Consider the following 18,269-nt stretch of genomic DNA (forward strand, 5'->3'; position numbering starts at 1 on the left):
CCAGGTAAATTAACATATTTCCGTTATAAATATATGCTTAAAGCACAAGGAGCCATGGATAAAGTTGCTTTTAACTGCAACTTTATCTAAGTTTGTACATCAAAATAAACTAATTCAAATAAGCAAACAAATAATATGGTAGAGCCACTTAAAAAATTGATTGAGGAAGCTTGGGAAGATAGACAATTATTGGAGTATAAAGAATATACAGAAGCGATCCGCGCTGTTATCATGAAGTTGGATAGCGGTGAAATCCGTGTGGCTGAGATGATCGGTACAAGATGGCATGTAAATGATTGGATAAAAAAAGCGGTCATCTTATATTTTCCAATCAATGATATGCGCGAAATGACTGCAGGTCCTTTTGTGTTTCATGATAAAATGAAATTAAAAACAGACTACAAGCACACAGGTGTACGTGTTGTACCTGGAGCTTCCGCTCGTTTAGGTGCATATTTGGCTAAAGGAGTGATTATGATGCCTTCTTACGTTAATATCGGTGCTTATGTAGACGAAGGTACCATGGTGGATACCTGGGCAACTGTTGGCTCTTGTGCGCAAATTGGGAAACATGTACACTTAAGTGGCGGCGTCGGAATTGGAGGTGTATTGGAGCCGGTACAAGCAGCCCCGGTTATTATTGAGGACAATGTTTTTATCGGTTCAAGAGCGATCGTAGTAGAAGGCATTCGTGTAGAAAAAGAGGCTGTATTAGGTGCCAATGTTGTATTGACAGCCTCAACAAAAATTATCGACGTTACGGGACCTGAACCTGTAGAATATAAAGGTTATGTACCTGCCCGCTCTGTTGTTATTCCGGGTTCTTACACCAAGAAATTTGCAGCGGGGGAATACCAAGTTCCTTGCGCTTTGATCATTGGTCAACGTAAAGAGTCTACAGACAAAAAGACTTCATTAAATGACGCACTACGTGATCATAATGTAGCTGTATAAAGTTAAAACTAGTATAAAGATAAGATGAGTGCATTCGTAGATCGTGAGGATTTAAATAAGGCCTTGGAGACGTTAAAAAACGGCGGATTAATTCTATACCCCACCGACACCATTTGGGGGATAGGCTGTGATGCCACCAATCCAGAAGCCGTGGAGAAAGTTTTCCAACTAAAAGGAAGAGATAAATCCAAAAGTCTGATCGTCCTTTTACACAACGACAATCAATTAGCGAGTTATGTCAATGAAATCCCGGATGTGGCTTATCAACTTATTGAATATACAGAAAAACCCTTGACAATTGTCTATTCGAATGCCAAAAATCTTGCGCCCAATGCAATTGCTGAGGACGGTTCAATTGGCATTCGAATTGTCAAACACCCTTTTTGTGAACAGCTTTTACAACGGTTTCGCAAACCGATCATTTCAACTTCGGCAAATATCAGTGGTGAGCCAACGGCAAAAGATTTTGACGAAATATCGGATGCCATCAAGGATGGGGTAGACTATATTGTTACCTATGACAGAAACGTAACAACAGATGGGAAATCATCTACTGTCATGAAGCTGGACCCTAGTGGTAAATTTGAATTTATTAGAAAATAGCATGAAAAAGATCGTTTTATTTTTTGCATTAGCCTTTGCTGTTACCAATATATCTTTGGCACAGCAAAAGGATATTCCCGCCGCCAAACCTGGTGTAAAATATGGGAAAGAAATCTCTGCGTCCAATGCGATTTCAGTAGCAAAGCTTGAAAAAGAACTTACGCAAAAGAACGCATTCAACGGAAAGGTAGCCGGTAAGGTCGTTGAGGTATGTAAGAAAAAAGGCTGTTTCATGACGTTGCAACGGGAAGGTGAAGAACCTATTACCGTTCGTTTTAAGGACTATGGTTTCTTCATGCCAGCAGACATTGTCGGTAAAACGGTTGTTGTCGAGGGTATTGCGAAGAAAAAAGAAGTTTCCGTAGCGTCGTTACAACATGCGGCAAAGGATCTGGGTAAATCACAGGCTGAAATAGATCAGATTACTCAACCTAAAAAAGATATTAGCATTATTGCCGACGGTGTTTTAGTTGTCAAATAAGACCCTCTTTCACCACGCCTAGCATTGTTCTGATGAAAAGATTCCAGCCTTCACCCTGTCATTCCATACTGGTCGATGGTACCTTGATGAGCTTCGAAAAGCCCATTATTATGGGGATACTCAATGTGACTCCAGATTCATTTTATGATGGTGGCGACAATACAACCGTCGAACTTGCGGTAGAGAAAGCCAAGAAGCTATTGCTTGAAGGTGCTCAAATCCTTGATATTGGCGCCTATTCCTCACGTCCAGGTGCTCCATTGATTTCATCACAGGAGGAAATGGATCGAGCTCTTCCTGCTATTCGGGCGATTAAAACTGCATTTCCTGACGCAATTTTATCAATAGATACCTTTAGGGCAGACGTTGCCGCTGCGGCAATCGATGCGGGAGTGCACATCATAAATGATGTTTCGGGAGGTACACTCGACGATAACATGTTCGCCACGGTAGCAAAATATCAAGTTCCGTATATTCTCATGCATATGCGCGGTATTCCCGAAAATATGCAGGAAAAAACCGATTACAATGATATTGTAACTGACGTAGCCACCTTTTTAGGTGACCGCATTGCGACGCTAAGAAGTATGGGGGTGAAAGATATTATTCTTGATCCGGGATTTGGTTTTGCAAAGACAGTGGAACAAAACTATGAGTTACTCTATCGTGTCAATGAACTTCATTACTTTGAATTACCAATTTTGGGCGGAATATCCCGTAAATCCATGATTTATAAAAAAATCGGAATCACTGCCCAGGAAGCTTTAAACGGCACCACTGCTTTAAATACGCTACTTCTCGAAAGAGGTGTACAAATTCTCCGCGTACATGATGTAAAGGAAGCGAAGCAATTGGTTGATCTCTTCTATTCGTAAATCAGCATTATTTGCCTACAAATTTCGGATCACTTAATGTTTTAATAAAAGCGATGATCGCTTCCTTTTCTTCTTCTGTCATAGGAATTCTTTTTCCATTTTCTTTCAAAATCGGATCAAGGTTAGCTGCATCCAAAACACCCTTGTCGAAATAATCCAGCACAGATTTCAACGTTGGGAACTGCCCAAAACTTCCATAAGGCGCTGTATACTCCGCATTTCTTAAAGAAGGTACCCGAAAAGCCATATAGTCTGTATCAATACCTGTGATACGTGCTCGCCCGGCCTCATCTGGATGTTTGTTTAACGGAAACCCGACATTTCTAAAACTCTGATCGGTAAATAATTCTGATGCATGGCAGCTTTCACATTTCAATTTAAACAGCTGATACCCCCGTTCTTCCTCGATAGTGAATTGCTCCCCTTCACCTCGTTTTACCTTGTCATATTTACTGTCGGCTGAAATTAGGGTATACTCATATTGTCCAATGCTTTTATAAATTCGTTCAGGTGTAATATTCTCATCGCCAAAAGCCTTCTTGAACAATACTTTGTAGTCAAAATCCCCTTTAATTTTGCCGATAACCTCCAAGATAGAAGAGTTCATCTCTTCATGCGTGATAATTGGAACTAAAGGTTGCTTTTCCAGTTCGAGTATATTGCCATCCCAATTATAAAATTTCATAAAAGCCAAATTCTGCAAAGGCGGCGTATTCCGAAATCCAACACGATCATCTATCCCTACCGCCTGCATTTTTCCATCGGAAAAAGCCAATGCGGGGTTATGGCAGCTGGCACATGATATCGTATTATTTCCACTGAATCTTTTCTCATGAAACAGCTTTTCCCCCAATTCAACACCATATTTTGTTGGCTTATTGCTCTTAAACGCATTATTTAGACTCGGAAAATCCGCAGGAATATTGAAAGTGACTATAGGGTTATCTTCCAGCTTAGAACCAACAATATCATCCCTACTACAGGATAAAGCAATCACTATAATGGTCAGGATTAAGATGACTTTTTTCATCCTATTAATTTTATCAAGGGTTGATGAATATTCAAAATGCAAACAAGAGTCTAATGCAGAAAGCATCCGTTCGCTTTTATGCCTAATGTGTTTTCCATAAATGGCTACAATCGCATTCCAGATCATAGCCATTTACATCATATTTAGTTAGAAACACCTTCAACAGTGAACATCCCTGCTGTATCGCTGCTTCCGTTGCCGCCAAGATTATCAACAAACTTCACCATTTCCACTGCTGAATGAATACTAGGTGTAGCATTATTGGCCCCCAATGTGATGGTATTCGTTTTACCGCTTAGGAGTTTATCGAAATCTGCCCTGATGTTAATCTGTGGTATACTTTTTCCAACAGTAACTATGGAAGGTAAATTCAACGTAATGTCCCGGTAAGCATCTACGCCCTGTTTATAAGTGGATTCATCGCCGTTTGTACCGTTGACCGTACTTCCTGTGTGAATAGACAACTCTTTATGATCAACACCATAAAAGCCCTCCAATTTCGTAAATCGGTAACCTGTCCCCCATTCCCAATGCATTTTAGTATCATTTGCTCCTGCTGTTGCATAGAAAACTGGGAATCTCAGTTGATCCAGCGTATTTATTTCCTGTTTTACCCCCAAACCGAATTTGATCTGTTTATACTCGCCAACAGGTATATTACTCAGTACATAATTTAAAGTTGCTGCTTTCGCCTGATCAATTACTGTAGCCCCTTTATCCAGGTCATTTACATTATAAGGGATCTCAGACCCGTCGGCTTTAATAAGTCTGATATTGCTAATTACATACTTTAGCTCAGAAAACTGATACAGTTGTCCGCTGGCGGATGTATTTGTCGTGGCAGCTGGGGAATCTGCACTACCCAGCACAATTGTTGTATTTTTAAATGTATTGTTGAAATGTAAGTTAACACTGTTAGCGACGTCTTCACTTTTGCTACAAGAAACCATAACCAAAGAGATCATCAGGAGTTTAATTGCATTGTTTTTCATTTTATTTTTAAGTTTTAAGGTATTTAAAAATTGATTTTTAAGGATGTAAAAATATTCCTACCCATGCGTGGTATATTTCCCCAATCCGCATAGGTACTATAGTATTCATTGAAAAGGTTCTCCGCACCAACCTGAAACGCGGCATTTAATTTCCCAATATTGAAGTTATAATCTGCCGATACATTCCAAATCTTATAGGATGCCGTTTGGTCCTCTCCGTATTCAGGACTAAAATTGACTTGACTAAAGTCCCCGTTCATTGAAGTTTGCACGCCGATCATTTTGTATCTGTAATGCAGTGATGTTTGATAACTTAAGGGACGTATAAAGGGCAGGTTTCCGCCCATATTGTCTTGCCCTCTGGCATAGGTAAGTATAGCTTTCCAATCTAGACCTGGCAAAATTTGATATTGCGCATTGAGTGCCAGATTAAACAACGTCGCATGATCTAAAGAGGTATAGCCTTTCACGCCTACCGATTGATAGTTCATGGGGCTACCCAAACTCAAAATCCGGCCAATAATGTAGTCTTGTATAAAGAAATAATTGGCCTTGGCCCCAATACTTAGCTTTCCGGTCTTAAATCCGGCACTGGCATTGGCTTCATAAGAAACTTCATTTTTTAAATCTGGATTTCCGATATAGTCATAACGATCGAAACTGTTATAGATGTAGTAACCATACGCTTCCGAAACAGAAGGAGCACGATGCCCAAACCCTGTTCCTAGAGAAAAGTCAAACTGACCAATATTTAACTGATAGCTAGCATGTAGGCTCGGCAGAATTCTATTTTTCTTCTGTGGAGAACCCGGATGAAAGATCCAGTTGAATTCAACGTATTTCGAATAGTTATAATTCAAACCCAATGACCCCCCAAAGACAAGTCTACTGATATCAGAAAGATCTAACGAGTTATTAATGGCTACACTCGCGAATCGTGTGGTCACCCATGGCCAGCTATAGGCAAACATGGTCTGTTTGGATCGATCCTGCGGGTACATGCGCATCTCAGCTATCGATAGATTATCGTAAGCATTTACCTGTATTTCCGAAGAATAACGATCTTTCTGCAGATTAATTTTAGACAAAAGACCGTAGGTCGTACTCCAGCCTGGCATATCCATATGGACCAAATTCTCCGGACGGGTTGTATCATCCATATAGTGCTCAACAGCATTAAAATAAACTTTGGTGTCCCATACTTTTACCAAGCCCTCTTCAAACAACTGTTTGTATGTAGCGGAAGTGATGATCGCTCTGGATAAGGATAGGTCCATTGGTAAAGCAGGAAATCCCACATCTTTTGCCCGATCAAAAATAGCATCCACCCTAACGGCAGAGAGCGGACTTGTTTTATAGGCCAAGCCCAAAGACGCATTGAATTTATTATATTGCGAATGCCGTACTTCATCGTCATTTCCATCATAATAATTTCCAGCCTTCCGGAAGGCAATACTTCCATCTGCCACAAATTTGTCGCTTGAGTAATATAAATTTCCAAGATTGAACGTCTGCTTATTATTGAATTCAAAACCTGTCTGATAGGCTCCGCCAATTTTTTTCTGCAGCCCAAACGAGGTATTCCTTCTTTTTAGATCTATACTGCCCGCGACCGTAGCGCCATGCAGATTACCCTCCTGCCCCGATTTAATATCGATGGCAGCAAGATTATTACTTTCTACATAAGAGGTTATCGGATCCATTTTATCCGTACATGCACCAAAGACATGCATCCCGTCGATCGTAATTGTCGAACGCTCGCTACTCATATTATTGAGTAGGGGTTCCCAAGCGTAGGCACCGCGTTTGATGAAGCTGATATTACTTGCAGAAGCCAAATATTCATCCACGGAGACTGTCATCTTTAGATCGTTTTCGATCCTCCTTTTAGTAGCAGCGGTGACTGTAACCTCCGCTAGACGTCTCGTGGTATCGCGCGTAATAGGATTGTTTTGTCCGTGTACATTCCATCCCAAAGACAACATAAAGAGCATAACACTTATTTTCTTCATAGCCTCTAAAATAGAATGTCGATGTATAACTCACTTTTACGCCCTTCTACCCCCGGAGTGAAATCCTTCGGCACCTCAGTCCCTGCTATTGCCCTTCCATTTTGGTTGACCAAAATAAAATTCAGCGTCCAGTTGCCTGTCATGGTGTAATTGACAACACCTTGGTACAATCCGTTGGCCTGTTGGACCAAGTCCTTATTATTGGGGGAAGAATGGTTGCCCATCGAAGGTTCTGGCATACGCGGATCTAACTGCAAGGTGTATCCGTTGACTCTTGTATAAGACAATTGCGCAGTGTCTAATCTATAAATACCTGCGACCAGTTTATTTTCAGCAACATTTGGTTTCCAAGGAGCAATCAAGGCGATTAAATAGTGTTCGCCATCTTTCCCGGTAAAGGTGGTTATATTACGATTTTTATTGGTCTGCGGCATTACAGTTACATGCTGTGCAGCAGAGAAAGTCTGATCGCCAATTTTAAAATCGATTTCCAAACTCCAGTTTGCTGCTGCAGAACTTTCATCTGTAAACACACTGTAACCCGAAAAGTAGTTTCCATCTAACGTATGGTCCATTACGGGCTGGTTTGGACAAACAATTTTCAGTCCTTGCATATTGGTTTGGATGGGCAGCAATTTGACTGCGGAAACGGCTACAGGTTCATTATTTTGCTGCTTATTGATTTTCACGCGGATATCATTATAACCGCGGTACAATACCCCGCCCGGGGCTTCAATATGAATATTGTACCCTGAAGAAATAAGGCTTGTAACCTCTTTAAACTCCATATTCTCTTCAACAGTATTTCCCCGTTCGGCCTCATAGTCTGTTTTTGCCTTGGTACAGCCGACTACAAGAAGACCTATAATCGCGATATAAAAACCCGCTTTTTTTATAAATAAATCTCTCATCTATAATATTTCATGTATAAGGAAGCTTTCCGATTTACTTCGTGAACTCGCAAGCCCGGTTTAAATAAATCATGCTGGCATCCTATATGACAAATGGATATATTTTTGTAGCGAAATGAAATCATCCTGTTGATTTTAAGTAGATTACTAACCACGATCAACATTATAATGATTCAGAGCCACATCGAAATGTAGTCCAAATAACCATATTGGTTTCTTTGAAATAAATACTGAATAAGTAGTTTAATCGGAGGATTGATTACTTTGACAAGACATCGCTAAACGCATTTTCACAACGCAATTATAAAGCGATACTAGCCCTAGCTTACACTGTAAACCATCATCAGCGATCGATTACTTATTCAAATAAATTACTAGCTGGATTTAAACCAAAGGGGGGTGAAATATTGTAAAGATGGGATTATAGGAATAATCTTCTTTATATACTGGAAGCAGGCGCTCCACAGTGTCTTCATAAAGAGCCGTGTTTTTAAACGTAAAATCTTGCGTATTATTTATAAAAACAACATCAATAATACGTAATTCAAGATTTTTTTGTTCCTTTTCCTCATGTTCGCGCATTTTCTTCATCAAAATACACTGGCCTCGACAGGCAAGCGCATTATCGTTAAAACGATTGATACATTCGTAACGTGCGATATAATCTCGATTCAACTCGAAGACTGTCCATAGCCATACCGTTGAGAAGCTCTGTAGGAGCATCAAGGGTAATAGAATCCATATAAACAGTCTGATTTTCATTCGAATATTTTATTCTCAATAGCAGCTTACATCAGGAAGATTACTTCATTATCTTGTAAACTGGCCAACTCATGATAATCCGTGTGAGTTTGGGCAAATATAACAAATGAAACTTGGAATAAACAAATTCCATTCGAAAGAAAAAGTCCCAGATAGCAAACTACCTGGGACTTGGAAAAAATCAATCTTTATTATTTTGTCGCAATCGTCAAGACAGCTTTCTTATTACCTGCAGTTAAATCCAATGTAAAAACATAGGTTTTACCGATCTCTAATACTTTACCGGTTTTGATGCCAAGATTGCCTGAGTCGCGTCCATTCTTTCCATCCCCCACAAAAACGATATCACTTGTCGTTGTCAGGTCTGTGCCACCAAATTCACCGCCCCATCCCTTTTGATGGAAAAATTTGAAATTGATGTTATCAGAATTTATAGACTCTCCTGCCTTAACAGTTATCTGGTATTTCTTGTTGCCTAGCGGCACCAGACAAAGCGCTTTATCTGTGTTCCAGCCTACCTGATTACTGGATACCTTAGGTTTTCCGATTCCTTCACCAATAATCCAAACCGCCCCACTTCCGTCATCTTGTAATTTTGCTAAATCATTACCTGTCATCGCTTCAACCACAAAATATTTTAAGGTAAAGTCCGCAGTAACGCGATACTTACCGTTCATTCCGTTGAAAGCGATTGATCCGTCAGGAGCTTGTGTAAAATAGTCCGGATCAATCCACCAATTCTTCAGATCTTCTATTCCGTCAATAACCACCTTCTCGCCTTTTACCATATTCAACTCTGCCTTAAAGTGCTCATCATCAAGGCGACTGAATACCGTTCCATTAATGGCATAAGCAATAATAAACGGTGAAGCTTGATAAGTTGAGGTATTAAATGCGATGCTATAGGTTCCAGAAGTTGAATTTGAAAATGGGATTTCAGCCGTAGACCCTAGGTTTATAACATTATTGACCCAACCAAAATTCATCAGATTGCCTTGTGCGCCCACTTTTGGTGCTTGAATATAGCCCTTTACCGAAAATGGAAAATTCTCTTTTGCCGCATATTGATTACGCCCTACCCTTTCCATGCGATAGGACTTAGATGCTGTGACTAAAGTTAAATATGGAAAGTCGGGTCTGCTCAGATTAATATCAAAAGATTGTTCCGTTATTTTTTGGCTAATATTCTGTAAGACAAACTTAAGGGTTGCTTTTCCATCGGGAATATCTTTCAGGAACGGAACATAAATTTTTCCAGTATAATCTCCATTTTGTTTGGTACGAATGACGGTTTCTGTTACCTTGTCGTCTGTAAAATACAATTGTGCTTTAACAGTAGACAGCGCAACTTCACTATCCGACACATGCACCTGAAATTCGAGACTATCCCCAAAATTTGCAGTCGAGATAGGCGATTTCAATTCGATTTTAGGATCCCCTATTTGATAGGTATATTTTTCATCCTTTTTACAGGAACTAACTGCCGTAATAGCAGCAGTTCCAAATAGTATATTGATGAGATATCTTTTCATTTGTTCATAATTTATGCGCTATCCATGTGATAGCGCTTAAGGTCTATCATCCTCCAATTAATAGGTCCAGCGGTAAGAAACAACCGACTTAGCTGGCACATCATAACTAAAATGATGTTTACCATCTGCCAAGGTAATTTTACGACTATCGCCCGATTCGTTTAACAGAACAACAGCATAGGTTCCGTCTGTATTTTGAAATGCAGTATAAACCAACCCTTCCGCTGTATACCCAGAAGCCCCAATCCGTGTGGCCCCTGATTTGACCACCGAGGAAAGATGACCAACAATATAGTAATGCGAATTGCGCGTTATATTCTTATAATTTGCCTTACTAATATCCACGGCGCCATAACATGTCTGACAGCCACCTTCGCGATTTGGCCCTTTGTCGGTATCAAGCATCAGGTTCCATACAATGACGCCCTTGCTCCAATTGTTGACGGTGCCCAATGCAACTTCACGCATATCCTCCATCAAACGTTTTTCAAGATTGCGTCCATCATTCCATTCCCCAATGGATGTTTCCGTAAATACCAGTTCCTTATCTGGGCGTTGATTATGAATATCGATAAGTTCAGCCTTATCCCCACCATAATTATGGTACGCCGCTCCGGCGAAGAATGAAGCCGCTCCGGCATCGTTATAGATCTTTACAGGGTAATCAGCCTGATCAGCAATGTTATCATAGTTATAATTATGATCAAATGCATAGATCTTTGTTGATAAGTTAGCCGCTTTTAACTGTGGGCCCAAAGCTTGTTTGACAAAAGCTTGTTGCTCTTGCCATGACATATAAAGCGAAGCGGAATTTTTTCTGTTCAACGGTTCATTTTGAACAGTAATCGAATAAATATTAATGCCTTCTTTCTTCATTGCTTGGATCCATTGAACAAAATACCAACCATAGTCCTGATAATACTTTGGATTTAACTGACCACTGGTCCACGAATCAAAGGGCTTTAAATCAGTTAAGTTGTTAACTTTCATCCATTTCGGTGGAGTCCATGGAGAGCCCATGATTTTTATGGATGGATTGATGGCAAGTATTTCTTTCAGCACTGGAATGATATATTGTGTTTCTTCCGACTGTAGTCCAAAATTTTCCTTTCCTTCCTTATCCCAGCAGGTATATTCACTCAAAGAGAAGTCGGAACATCCAATAGCAATACGGATGTAATTCATTCCCATTCCATCTTTATCTGAGAAAGTCTCCGTAAGAAATTTTGTTCGATCTTCCTTACTCATCTTCATCAGATTATAGCAGGTAGAGCCTGTAACTGCTGCACCGAAGCCGTCCATTGTCTGAAATTTCTTAGCTGGATCTAGCGTAATTGTATTAGGCGACATGTTAAATTTGGAACTGAAATCAACAAAGCGTTTTCCAAAATCCAAAGACCGACTGCCTGTCGTCGTATAAATGGTAACGTCACCACTTTTTTTAATTTCATCACCTTGTGAAGGTGTATAGCTGTCACGGTTACAAGATGTTGCCGTCACTAGACAGGACAACAAGAATGTATATATCATAGTTTTTTTATTATTGCGTTTCATCTGTTAATAAATTTTTCGCCATCCATCAAATGAGGATTTCCGTTGTTAAATCAGTTAATACCCCGGATTCTGAACTAGATTAGGATTCTGATCAATTTTTGGTTGCGGAATCGGTAAACGGTAAGAGTTCTTCGTGAAGGGATACACCTGTGCCTTTCTTCCAGCATCTTTAGCATAAACAGCATTCATGACAGATTCCACCTTATCTAAGCGCACGAGATCAAACCATCGTTGTCCTTCGAAGGCCAATTCAAGACGACGTTCTTTCAAATAAGCGTCTAATAAAGCATCCTTATTTGAACGTACGGCAGCGGATATTTTAGGCAATTTAGCACGGGTGCGAATTTTGTCAATAATGTCTGCCGCTCCAGATAGATCTGATCCCTGCTGAATTAATGCTTCCGCTTTTAACAATAAAAGGTCTGCGTAACGAAGCTTGACAATACTATTAAATGCAGAACGTAATTTAAACATGAATGGATAATGGTTTGACGGATAATAGTTGCTCCAAGTAGTGGAATAATAAACAATAGATTGCCCCAAACGAACCTGGTCCCCTTCATTCGTATACGCTTGAATCAAATCCCGAGATGGGGTTATCCATTTGGCCCATGTGAAGTTATTATCATAATTGGACAAATCCCTTCCAAACATCCAAGTCGCCCAATTACCTCCACCCGAAGTAAACTGTGCTTCCAAAATCGATTCTTTCGTATTCCGCTGTGCAAGATCTGTGTTGCTTGCATTCATTGCATATAGATCTGAGTAATTGGTATTCAGATCAAATCCATCCGCAGTCAATGCGTCAACATATTGGATAACTTTAGCGTAATCGCGAATTGGTTTTTCGGCATAGATCTTTGCCAGCATCGCTCGTGCGACGGATTTGGTAAATAAAGTCTTATTCCCATTATTGTTGGCTGGTGCATCAGCCAATCCGTCCATCAAGTCTTTTTCGATCTGCTTATAGGCTTCTTCTTCTGTGGCTTGTTTTGGAAAATATTGCGGATAAACTTCATTGACATTGTCACCAGTAATATCGGGTGCAATTGTGGTAATGACAGGGATAGATCCGAATATACGGACCATATCAAACATCGCCAATGCTCTGAATAGTTTAGCTTGTGCCTTATACGTTCTAATATCCGTATCGCTCAACGATTTATCAGCAACACTATCAACGTAAATGATCAATCGATTTGCACGTCCAACATCTTCCAGATATCTTCCCCAATCCCGGTCAACAACCGAATTAGACCCTTCAATAGAATTATTTTCGAAAGGTACAACTTCCGCTCCCGTCGTTCCCGCATAGGAATTATCGGCATGGGAATCTCCGATTAGGAGCAGATCGAGATACCAATGTTCCTGCCGATCTTTCATTTGCTGATAAATCCCCGCCAAATAGGTCTCAACCTCAGCTCTATTCTTAAAAACAATCTGCGTTCCTGTCTCGGTCTTCCCTTGACTCACATCCGAATAATCTGAAAGTGGATCACGATTCAAAGAGCAAGAAAATAAAAACAAAGAGCCGGTTAGCAAAGAAAGAGCATTACTTATATATTTTTTCATGATACAGACAATTAAAACTCAATATTAAGACCTAAAACAAATGAACGATTCTGTGGATAGGTACCCCAATCTATACCTTGGATTCTGGAATCGGATCCGCCCGAATATTGGTTTACTTCCGGATCCATACCTGAATACTTAGTCAAGGTAAACAGATTGCTTACAGATAGATAAGGCTGAATTTTATGGATACCAATACGCTTCAGTCTCTCCGGAGAAATGGAATAGCCCAAGGACACATTTTTCATCCGCAAATAACTACCATCTTCAACAAAATAGGTTGAATTTTTCATGTCAAAGCCAGCTTTAGGAACATGTGTAATCTGTCCCGGTACCCGCCAGCGATCCAATACAACTGTCGTTTGATTTCGACCATCATACATCCCCTCTGTTTCCATACGGCTGGCATTGAAGATGTCGTTTCCATAAGTTCCCTGAATGAATATGCTTAGATCGAAATTTTTCCAAGAGAAACTATTTGTCATACCATACACAAACTTTGGCAGGGGATTGCCGATATACGTACGGTCGCTTGACGAGATCTTGCCATCTCCGTTCAGGTCGCGATACATGAGCTCACCGGTTTCAGGGTTTACGCCATCTGAAATATAACCGAAGAATCCTGCAAGCGATCTTCCGGGCTCATTTTTCACCACAAAATCATTGACATAATCGTTCGTTTTGACATCATAATACACCTGTTGTAAGTCGAGCTGCTGAAGCTTATTTCTGTTGAAAGAGATATTAAAATCTGTATTCCAAGTCAAGTTTCCGGTCAGATTTTTCGAATTTACCGCAAATTCAAAACCATGATTATTCAACCTTCCACCATTTCTTTGGATTGTAGTTGCTTGCTGTCCTGCAGGCAAGCTCGCATTCATTAAAAGATTCTTGGTATCCTTGTTGTAGTAATCTGCGCTGATGCTGAGTCGATTATTCAACATCGTGATATCAAAACCGATACTGGTTGTGCTTGTCGTTTCCCAAGTTAAATCTTTCGCTCTTAAGATTGTGGGTTTATTGATATTTGGTACAGCATTGTCTTTTCCCTCAACAAACCATTGTTGACGTTGGATACCGCTCAATTGCAGGTAAGCATAATCGCCTAATCCGTATTGATTACCTGTCTGTCCCCATCCCCCCCGGATTTTTAAGTCGTTTATCCAGGTTACATCTTTCATAAAATCTTCAGCAGAGATTCTCCAAGCAGCCGATACCGATGGAAAATAGCCCCAACGTCGTTCTGGACTTAGCTTGGAAGAACCATCGGCACGCATATTTGCGGTCAATAAATACTTGCCATCATAATTGTACATTGCGCGTGCGAAATAGGACATAATCCCCCAATTGGATGCTGTAGATCCTGTTCTATCCCAAGAGATCTTATTTGCAGCATTAAGTGTCTCAATGATTCCATTAGCATAGTTTGAACCATAGATATAGCTTCTGGAGTACTTAGAATCCGTCCATGACGAACCGCCCATTACTTCCAAATTATGCTTTCCGAAGTTCTTCGTGTATGTCAAGAAATTGTCCCACGTTAACACGGTATTTGTATTACGAATATCTGAAGCTTCCCCGAATTGATTTCTTCCCCACGCTGTCGTCCAAGGATCCAAAAAAGTGGTCATCACCCCGGATCTTCGATCTAATGAAAACGAAGTTTTCCATGTTAAGTTAGGCATAAAGGAAATCAATGCACTTCCTGTGGCAACAAGACGGTTTTCGCGGTTATTGTTATTCCTTGTCCGGGCTAAGTTTTCCAATGGACTTGTAATGTTGTTGATCCCATAAAAATTATTATAGAATCGATCTGGATTTGTTGGATCCCATACAGGGGCGTAAGTAGGTGTTGTGATTACAGATGTAACTACTCCACCACGGTTAGAACCCAATCCGGAGGTAATTCCATTATCATTGTTATCGGAATAATTGATATTCGCATTCACCTTTAGCCATTTTCGAACTTGGTTATCAATATTAGCACGAAAATTATATCGTCTAAAAAAGGATCCTTGTAATGTTCCTTTTTCGTTCAAGTACCCTCCACCTAAATAGTAACGAAGCTTCTCATTACCATCCGAGATGGATATTTGATGATTTTGTTGAATACCTGTCTTGTAGGTTTCTTTGAACCAATCCGTTTGATCCAACAATCCCTCTGGCAGATTTATCATACCTATTTCATCCTGTAAGTCTTTGTATTGACTGGTATTTAAAACGTTGACAGTGTTATTGACAACATTGGCTGTCCACTGTGTTCCAAGCGTAATTATTGCCTCGCCGGCTTTTCCTGATTTTGTCGTAACCAAGATGACACCGTTCGAACCACGCGAGCCGTAGATCGCTGCCGATGAGGCGTCCTTTAGAATTTGAATGTCCGTGATATCATTGGGAGACAAGAACTTAATATCTTCCACAGGAACTCCATCAACAACATATAAGGGAGTCGTATTGCTATTAAAAGACGTTATCCCCCGAATTTGTATCTGAGGTGCTGCACCTGGCTGGCCACTCGGCTGAATAACAGTGACGCCGGCAGCCTTACCTTGAATGGCTTGTCCAAAATTGGTGACGGGCCTCTTTTCAAGGTCTTTCGTGGAAACAGAAGAGATTGCAGTCGTGACATCTTTTCTTTTGACGCTACCATAACCGATTACAATGACATCCTCCAGCATATTGGTTGATGAATTCAATTGGACGACCATGGTACTGTTGGCAGGCAATTCTTTGCTGTCGTAGCCAACAAAGGTAAATTGGAGTATACTGCCGATGCTAGCAGAAATTTGAAAACGCCCATCTGCATTACTGGAGACTGCATTATTACTTCCTTTTTGTGTAATGGTTACTCCAGAGAGTGGTTTCTGATCTTGAGCATCCAAGATACGTCCACTGACTTGAACTCGGTCTTGGGCAAATACCAAATTCACCAAAGTAAACAAGAAAGCTAGCCCCATTGAAAAGGCAACTTTTCGTGTAAAGTAAATCATATGAAATAAAAAAATTGGTTATTGTTTAATCTTTTGGTTATTCCAAAATGGCAATGAGTTTCCCCTGCTTCATTGCTCAAAACAAAACTAAGATCACCAAGACGGAGAAAAAAGAGCTAGTACTGAAAAAGTACCAGAAAAAAAATGCAAACAGCTAACATAAAGATTATTACAAATTAAATACAGCATTAAAAAGTACCTACAGGAGCGTACAATCGTCTTTAAAACAGCCAATTTTCGGGTATTACCCTACATTTTAGGCCCGGTCGATCACCGCAATCTGACACACAGCAGCTTCAAAAGCATCGCGGTTTCCCGCAGCCTTATTACGCACTTTTGTTCTATAATTATAAACTGTCCGAAGAGAATATCGAAGGAAACTTGCAATCTTCACAGAATCATCGATCCCTAATCGAATCAATGCGAAAATCCGAAGTTCAGTATTTAACAATTCAGTTTTTTTGGGATAGATTTTCTCGTCCTCCTGAAGTAAGGCATTGAATTCATCAACAAAGGTTGGATATAGATTTAAAAAGATACGGTCAAAATTAACATAGAGTTGCTGCACCTCTCTTTCTTCCATTTGCGTTGACTTTAACTGTTCGCGTAAGGCATCCCACTGCTGATTCGTCGCTTTTTTCAACAGTGCTTTTCTGATATCTTCCATTTTATCGATATAACTCGAACACATATCAAAGAATTGCGCAATATATTCTTCTTTAATATGATTGGATTCAGATAATTTAAGGTTAGTCTGGTTTATTTCATCATTCAATGATCGAAGTTGTTGGTTTGTAGCCGATAATTCCGATCGTATCCTTCTCAAATGTTGCACTTGTCTATAAATAATGACAAGTCCAATGATTACACCAATCAATAAAATACTGACGATAATGACCAAGCCTACCAGTTGCCGATTTTGGCTACTGATTTTCTGCTGATAGGCGGCATTGATTATAGGATAAGAAGAGGTACCTTCAATAATGCGATACCGCACTTTACATAACATCGCATCGTCTATGGCTTTTTCAATAAACTGAAAAGCGCGATCGAAATCCTGTTGGTCGTAATACGTTAGCGCCAGATCATGAAAAGATGCGTTGTCGCGATTAGCCATTTCAATATCTGCACTGGCTGATATGGAAAGATAGTAAATTTGACTTTTTGTATCCTTTTCATATTTGTAAATGAGCCCCATAAAATAGGCTATCAGCGCGCGCTGCTCAATATCCTTTTTGTTCTCATTCCAGAGGACCAACAATTGCTTTTTAGCATCCTCACGATTACCATTAAAAAGTGTTTTTATAGCAATGGTTGTACGATACTCCAAGGAAGACTTTGGTAGTACAGTTAACAGAGAATCACGATACTTTTCACTTGCCTGGTAATATTCCGATCGATTATTGCTCTGACCGTAATGACTATAAAAGGAGCTGTAGGTATCGTAATATTTCGCCAAGAGATCCCGGCCAAGATGAGCGGGCTCAACTTGCTTTAACAATTGTGAAGCTTCTATATACCGTCCAATGGTGGAATACACCCAGGCCAAATCGAGATGAATAACCGCCTGTAAGGAGTCATTATTCGGTGGAGCGAGCTTTTGACACAGTAAAATATAAGTAAGTGCTGCGTCAGAATCAAACTTCTTATAATTTTCAAAGATTTCGTAGTTCTTCTTCAAAAATTGAACAGGATTACTTTCTAATGCTTTGGCCTCCTGTTTTAATTTCTCCAATTTATCTTCACGGTTCTTGATGTAAATTTTCTGATTTTCCATCAAATATTCCAATCGTTGCAAAACCCGGGTACTATCGGAATCTACTTGCGCAGATAGGTAAAGACTAAAATGAGCAAAAAGAATAAAAAGAAAAATGCGCTGCAACATAATAAACTCGGTTCAACATCGTGTAGACTAAACTACATAAAAATAACAACAAAAAAGAGGACGTCTCCCGACGGCCTCTTCCCCCGACCCAGTTAAGGGTCCAAGAATTAACAAGT

At 40.0% G+C, this 18,269-nt stretch carries 14 protein-coding genes; 4 read left to right on the forward strand and 10 right to left on the reverse strand.

The genetic code is table 11. From position 1 onward, the window contains the following. Window positions 1-135 precede the first annotated feature (135 nt). Genes B2O97_RS11570 through folP form a run of 4 tightly spaced genes read left to right on the forward strand, consistent with a single transcriptional unit; the run spans window position 136 to window position 2,913 of the window. Window positions 136-954 carry a 2,3,4,5-tetrahydropyridine-2,6-dicarboxylate N-succinyltransferase gene (locus B2O97_RS11570; protein WP_070561716.1) on the forward strand — a complete coding sequence of 273 codons (819 nt, stop codon included), beginning with the start codon at window positions 136-138 and terminating at the stop codon, window positions 952-954. 24 nt (window positions 955-978) lie between these two features. Further along, entirely contained in the window at window positions 979-1,557 is a 579-nt protein-coding gene (locus tag B2O97_RS11575; RefSeq protein ID WP_070561718.1) for an L-threonylcarbamoyladenylate synthase, read from the forward strand. 1 nt (window position 1,558) lies between these two features. Then, window positions 1,559-2,038 (forward strand): DUF4920 domain-containing protein, encoded by a 480-nt coding sequence (locus tag B2O97_RS11580; RefSeq protein ID WP_286709470.1) that lies wholly within the window; start codon window positions 1,559-1,561, stop codon window positions 2,036-2,038. 32 nt (window positions 2,039-2,070) lie between these two features. Then, window positions 2,071-2,913, forward strand: a complete 843-nt coding sequence (gene folP / locus B2O97_RS11585) for a dihydropteroate synthase (protein WP_286767414.1) — start codon at window positions 2,071-2,073, stop codon at window positions 2,911-2,913. A 7-nt stretch (window positions 2,914-2,920) separates the two neighbouring features. On the opposite strand, the gene B2O97_RS11590 is transcribed toward folP, so the two are convergent. From B2O97_RS11590 to B2O97_RS11635, 10 genes are all read right to left on the reverse strand, one after another. After that, window positions 2,921-3,943, reverse strand: a complete 1,023-nt coding sequence (locus B2O97_RS11590) for a cytochrome-c peroxidase (RefSeq protein WP_286767415.1) — start codon at window positions 3,941-3,943, stop codon at window positions 2,921-2,923. A 143-nt stretch (window positions 3,944-4,086) separates the two neighbouring features. Next, entirely contained in the window at window positions 4,087-4,935 is an 849-nt protein-coding gene (locus tag B2O97_RS11595; protein ID WP_070561724.1) for an MbnP family protein, read from the reverse strand. A gap of 23 nt (window positions 4,936-4,958) precedes the next feature. Further along, window positions 4,959-6,947: a TonB-dependent receptor plug domain-containing protein gene (locus B2O97_RS11600; protein WP_286767416.1), complete on the reverse strand. Its 1,989-nt coding sequence runs from the start codon at window positions 6,945-6,947 to the stop codon at window positions 4,959-4,961. Window positions 6,948-6,952: 5 nt separating this feature from the next. After that, window positions 6,953-7,858: a hypothetical protein gene (locus B2O97_RS11605; RefSeq protein ID WP_286767417.1), complete on the reverse strand. Its 906-nt coding sequence runs from the start codon at window positions 7,856-7,858 to the stop codon at window positions 6,953-6,955. Window positions 7,859-8,242: 384 nt separating this feature from the next. Beyond that, window positions 8,243-8,620: a hypothetical protein gene (locus tag B2O97_RS11610; RefSeq protein ID WP_075990767.1), complete on the reverse strand. Its 378-nt coding sequence runs from the start codon at window positions 8,618-8,620 to the stop codon at window positions 8,243-8,245. A gap of 191 nt (window positions 8,621-8,811) precedes the next feature. After that, window positions 8,812-10,152 (reverse strand): DUF5125 domain-containing protein, encoded by a 1,341-nt coding sequence (locus tag B2O97_RS11615; RefSeq protein ID WP_286767418.1) that lies wholly within the window; start codon window positions 10,150-10,152, stop codon window positions 8,812-8,814. 57 nt (window positions 10,153-10,209) lie between these two features. Next, a complete protein-coding gene (locus B2O97_RS11620) occupies window positions 10,210-11,682 on the reverse strand; it encodes a glycoside hydrolase family 30 protein (protein ID WP_172462320.1) in 1,473 nt (490 codons plus the stop codon). A 78-nt stretch (window positions 11,683-11,760) separates the two neighbouring features. Next, window positions 11,761-13,278, reverse strand: a complete 1,518-nt coding sequence (locus B2O97_RS11625) for a RagB/SusD family nutrient uptake outer membrane protein (protein WP_286754751.1) — start codon at window positions 13,276-13,278, stop codon at window positions 11,761-11,763. Between the two features lie 11 nt (window positions 13,279-13,289). After that, on the reverse strand, window positions 13,290-16,268 hold the full coding sequence (locus B2O97_RS11630) for a SusC/RagA family TonB-linked outer membrane protein (protein ID WP_286767419.1): 2,979 nt from the start codon (window positions 16,266-16,268) through the stop codon (window positions 13,290-13,292). Between the two features lie 256 nt (window positions 16,269-16,524). Then, a complete protein-coding gene (locus B2O97_RS11635; protein ID WP_070561736.1) occupies window positions 16,525-18,153 on the reverse strand; it encodes a DUF6377 domain-containing protein in 1,629 nt (542 codons plus the stop codon). Window positions 18,154-18,269: the final 116 nt, after the last annotated feature.

Origin of the sequence: Sphingobacterium sp. UBA865 (assembly GCF_002295765.1) — a bacterium.
Taxonomy (GTDB): Bacteria; Bacteroidota; Bacteroidia; order Sphingobacteriales; family Sphingobacteriaceae; genus Sphingobacterium; species Sphingobacterium multivorum.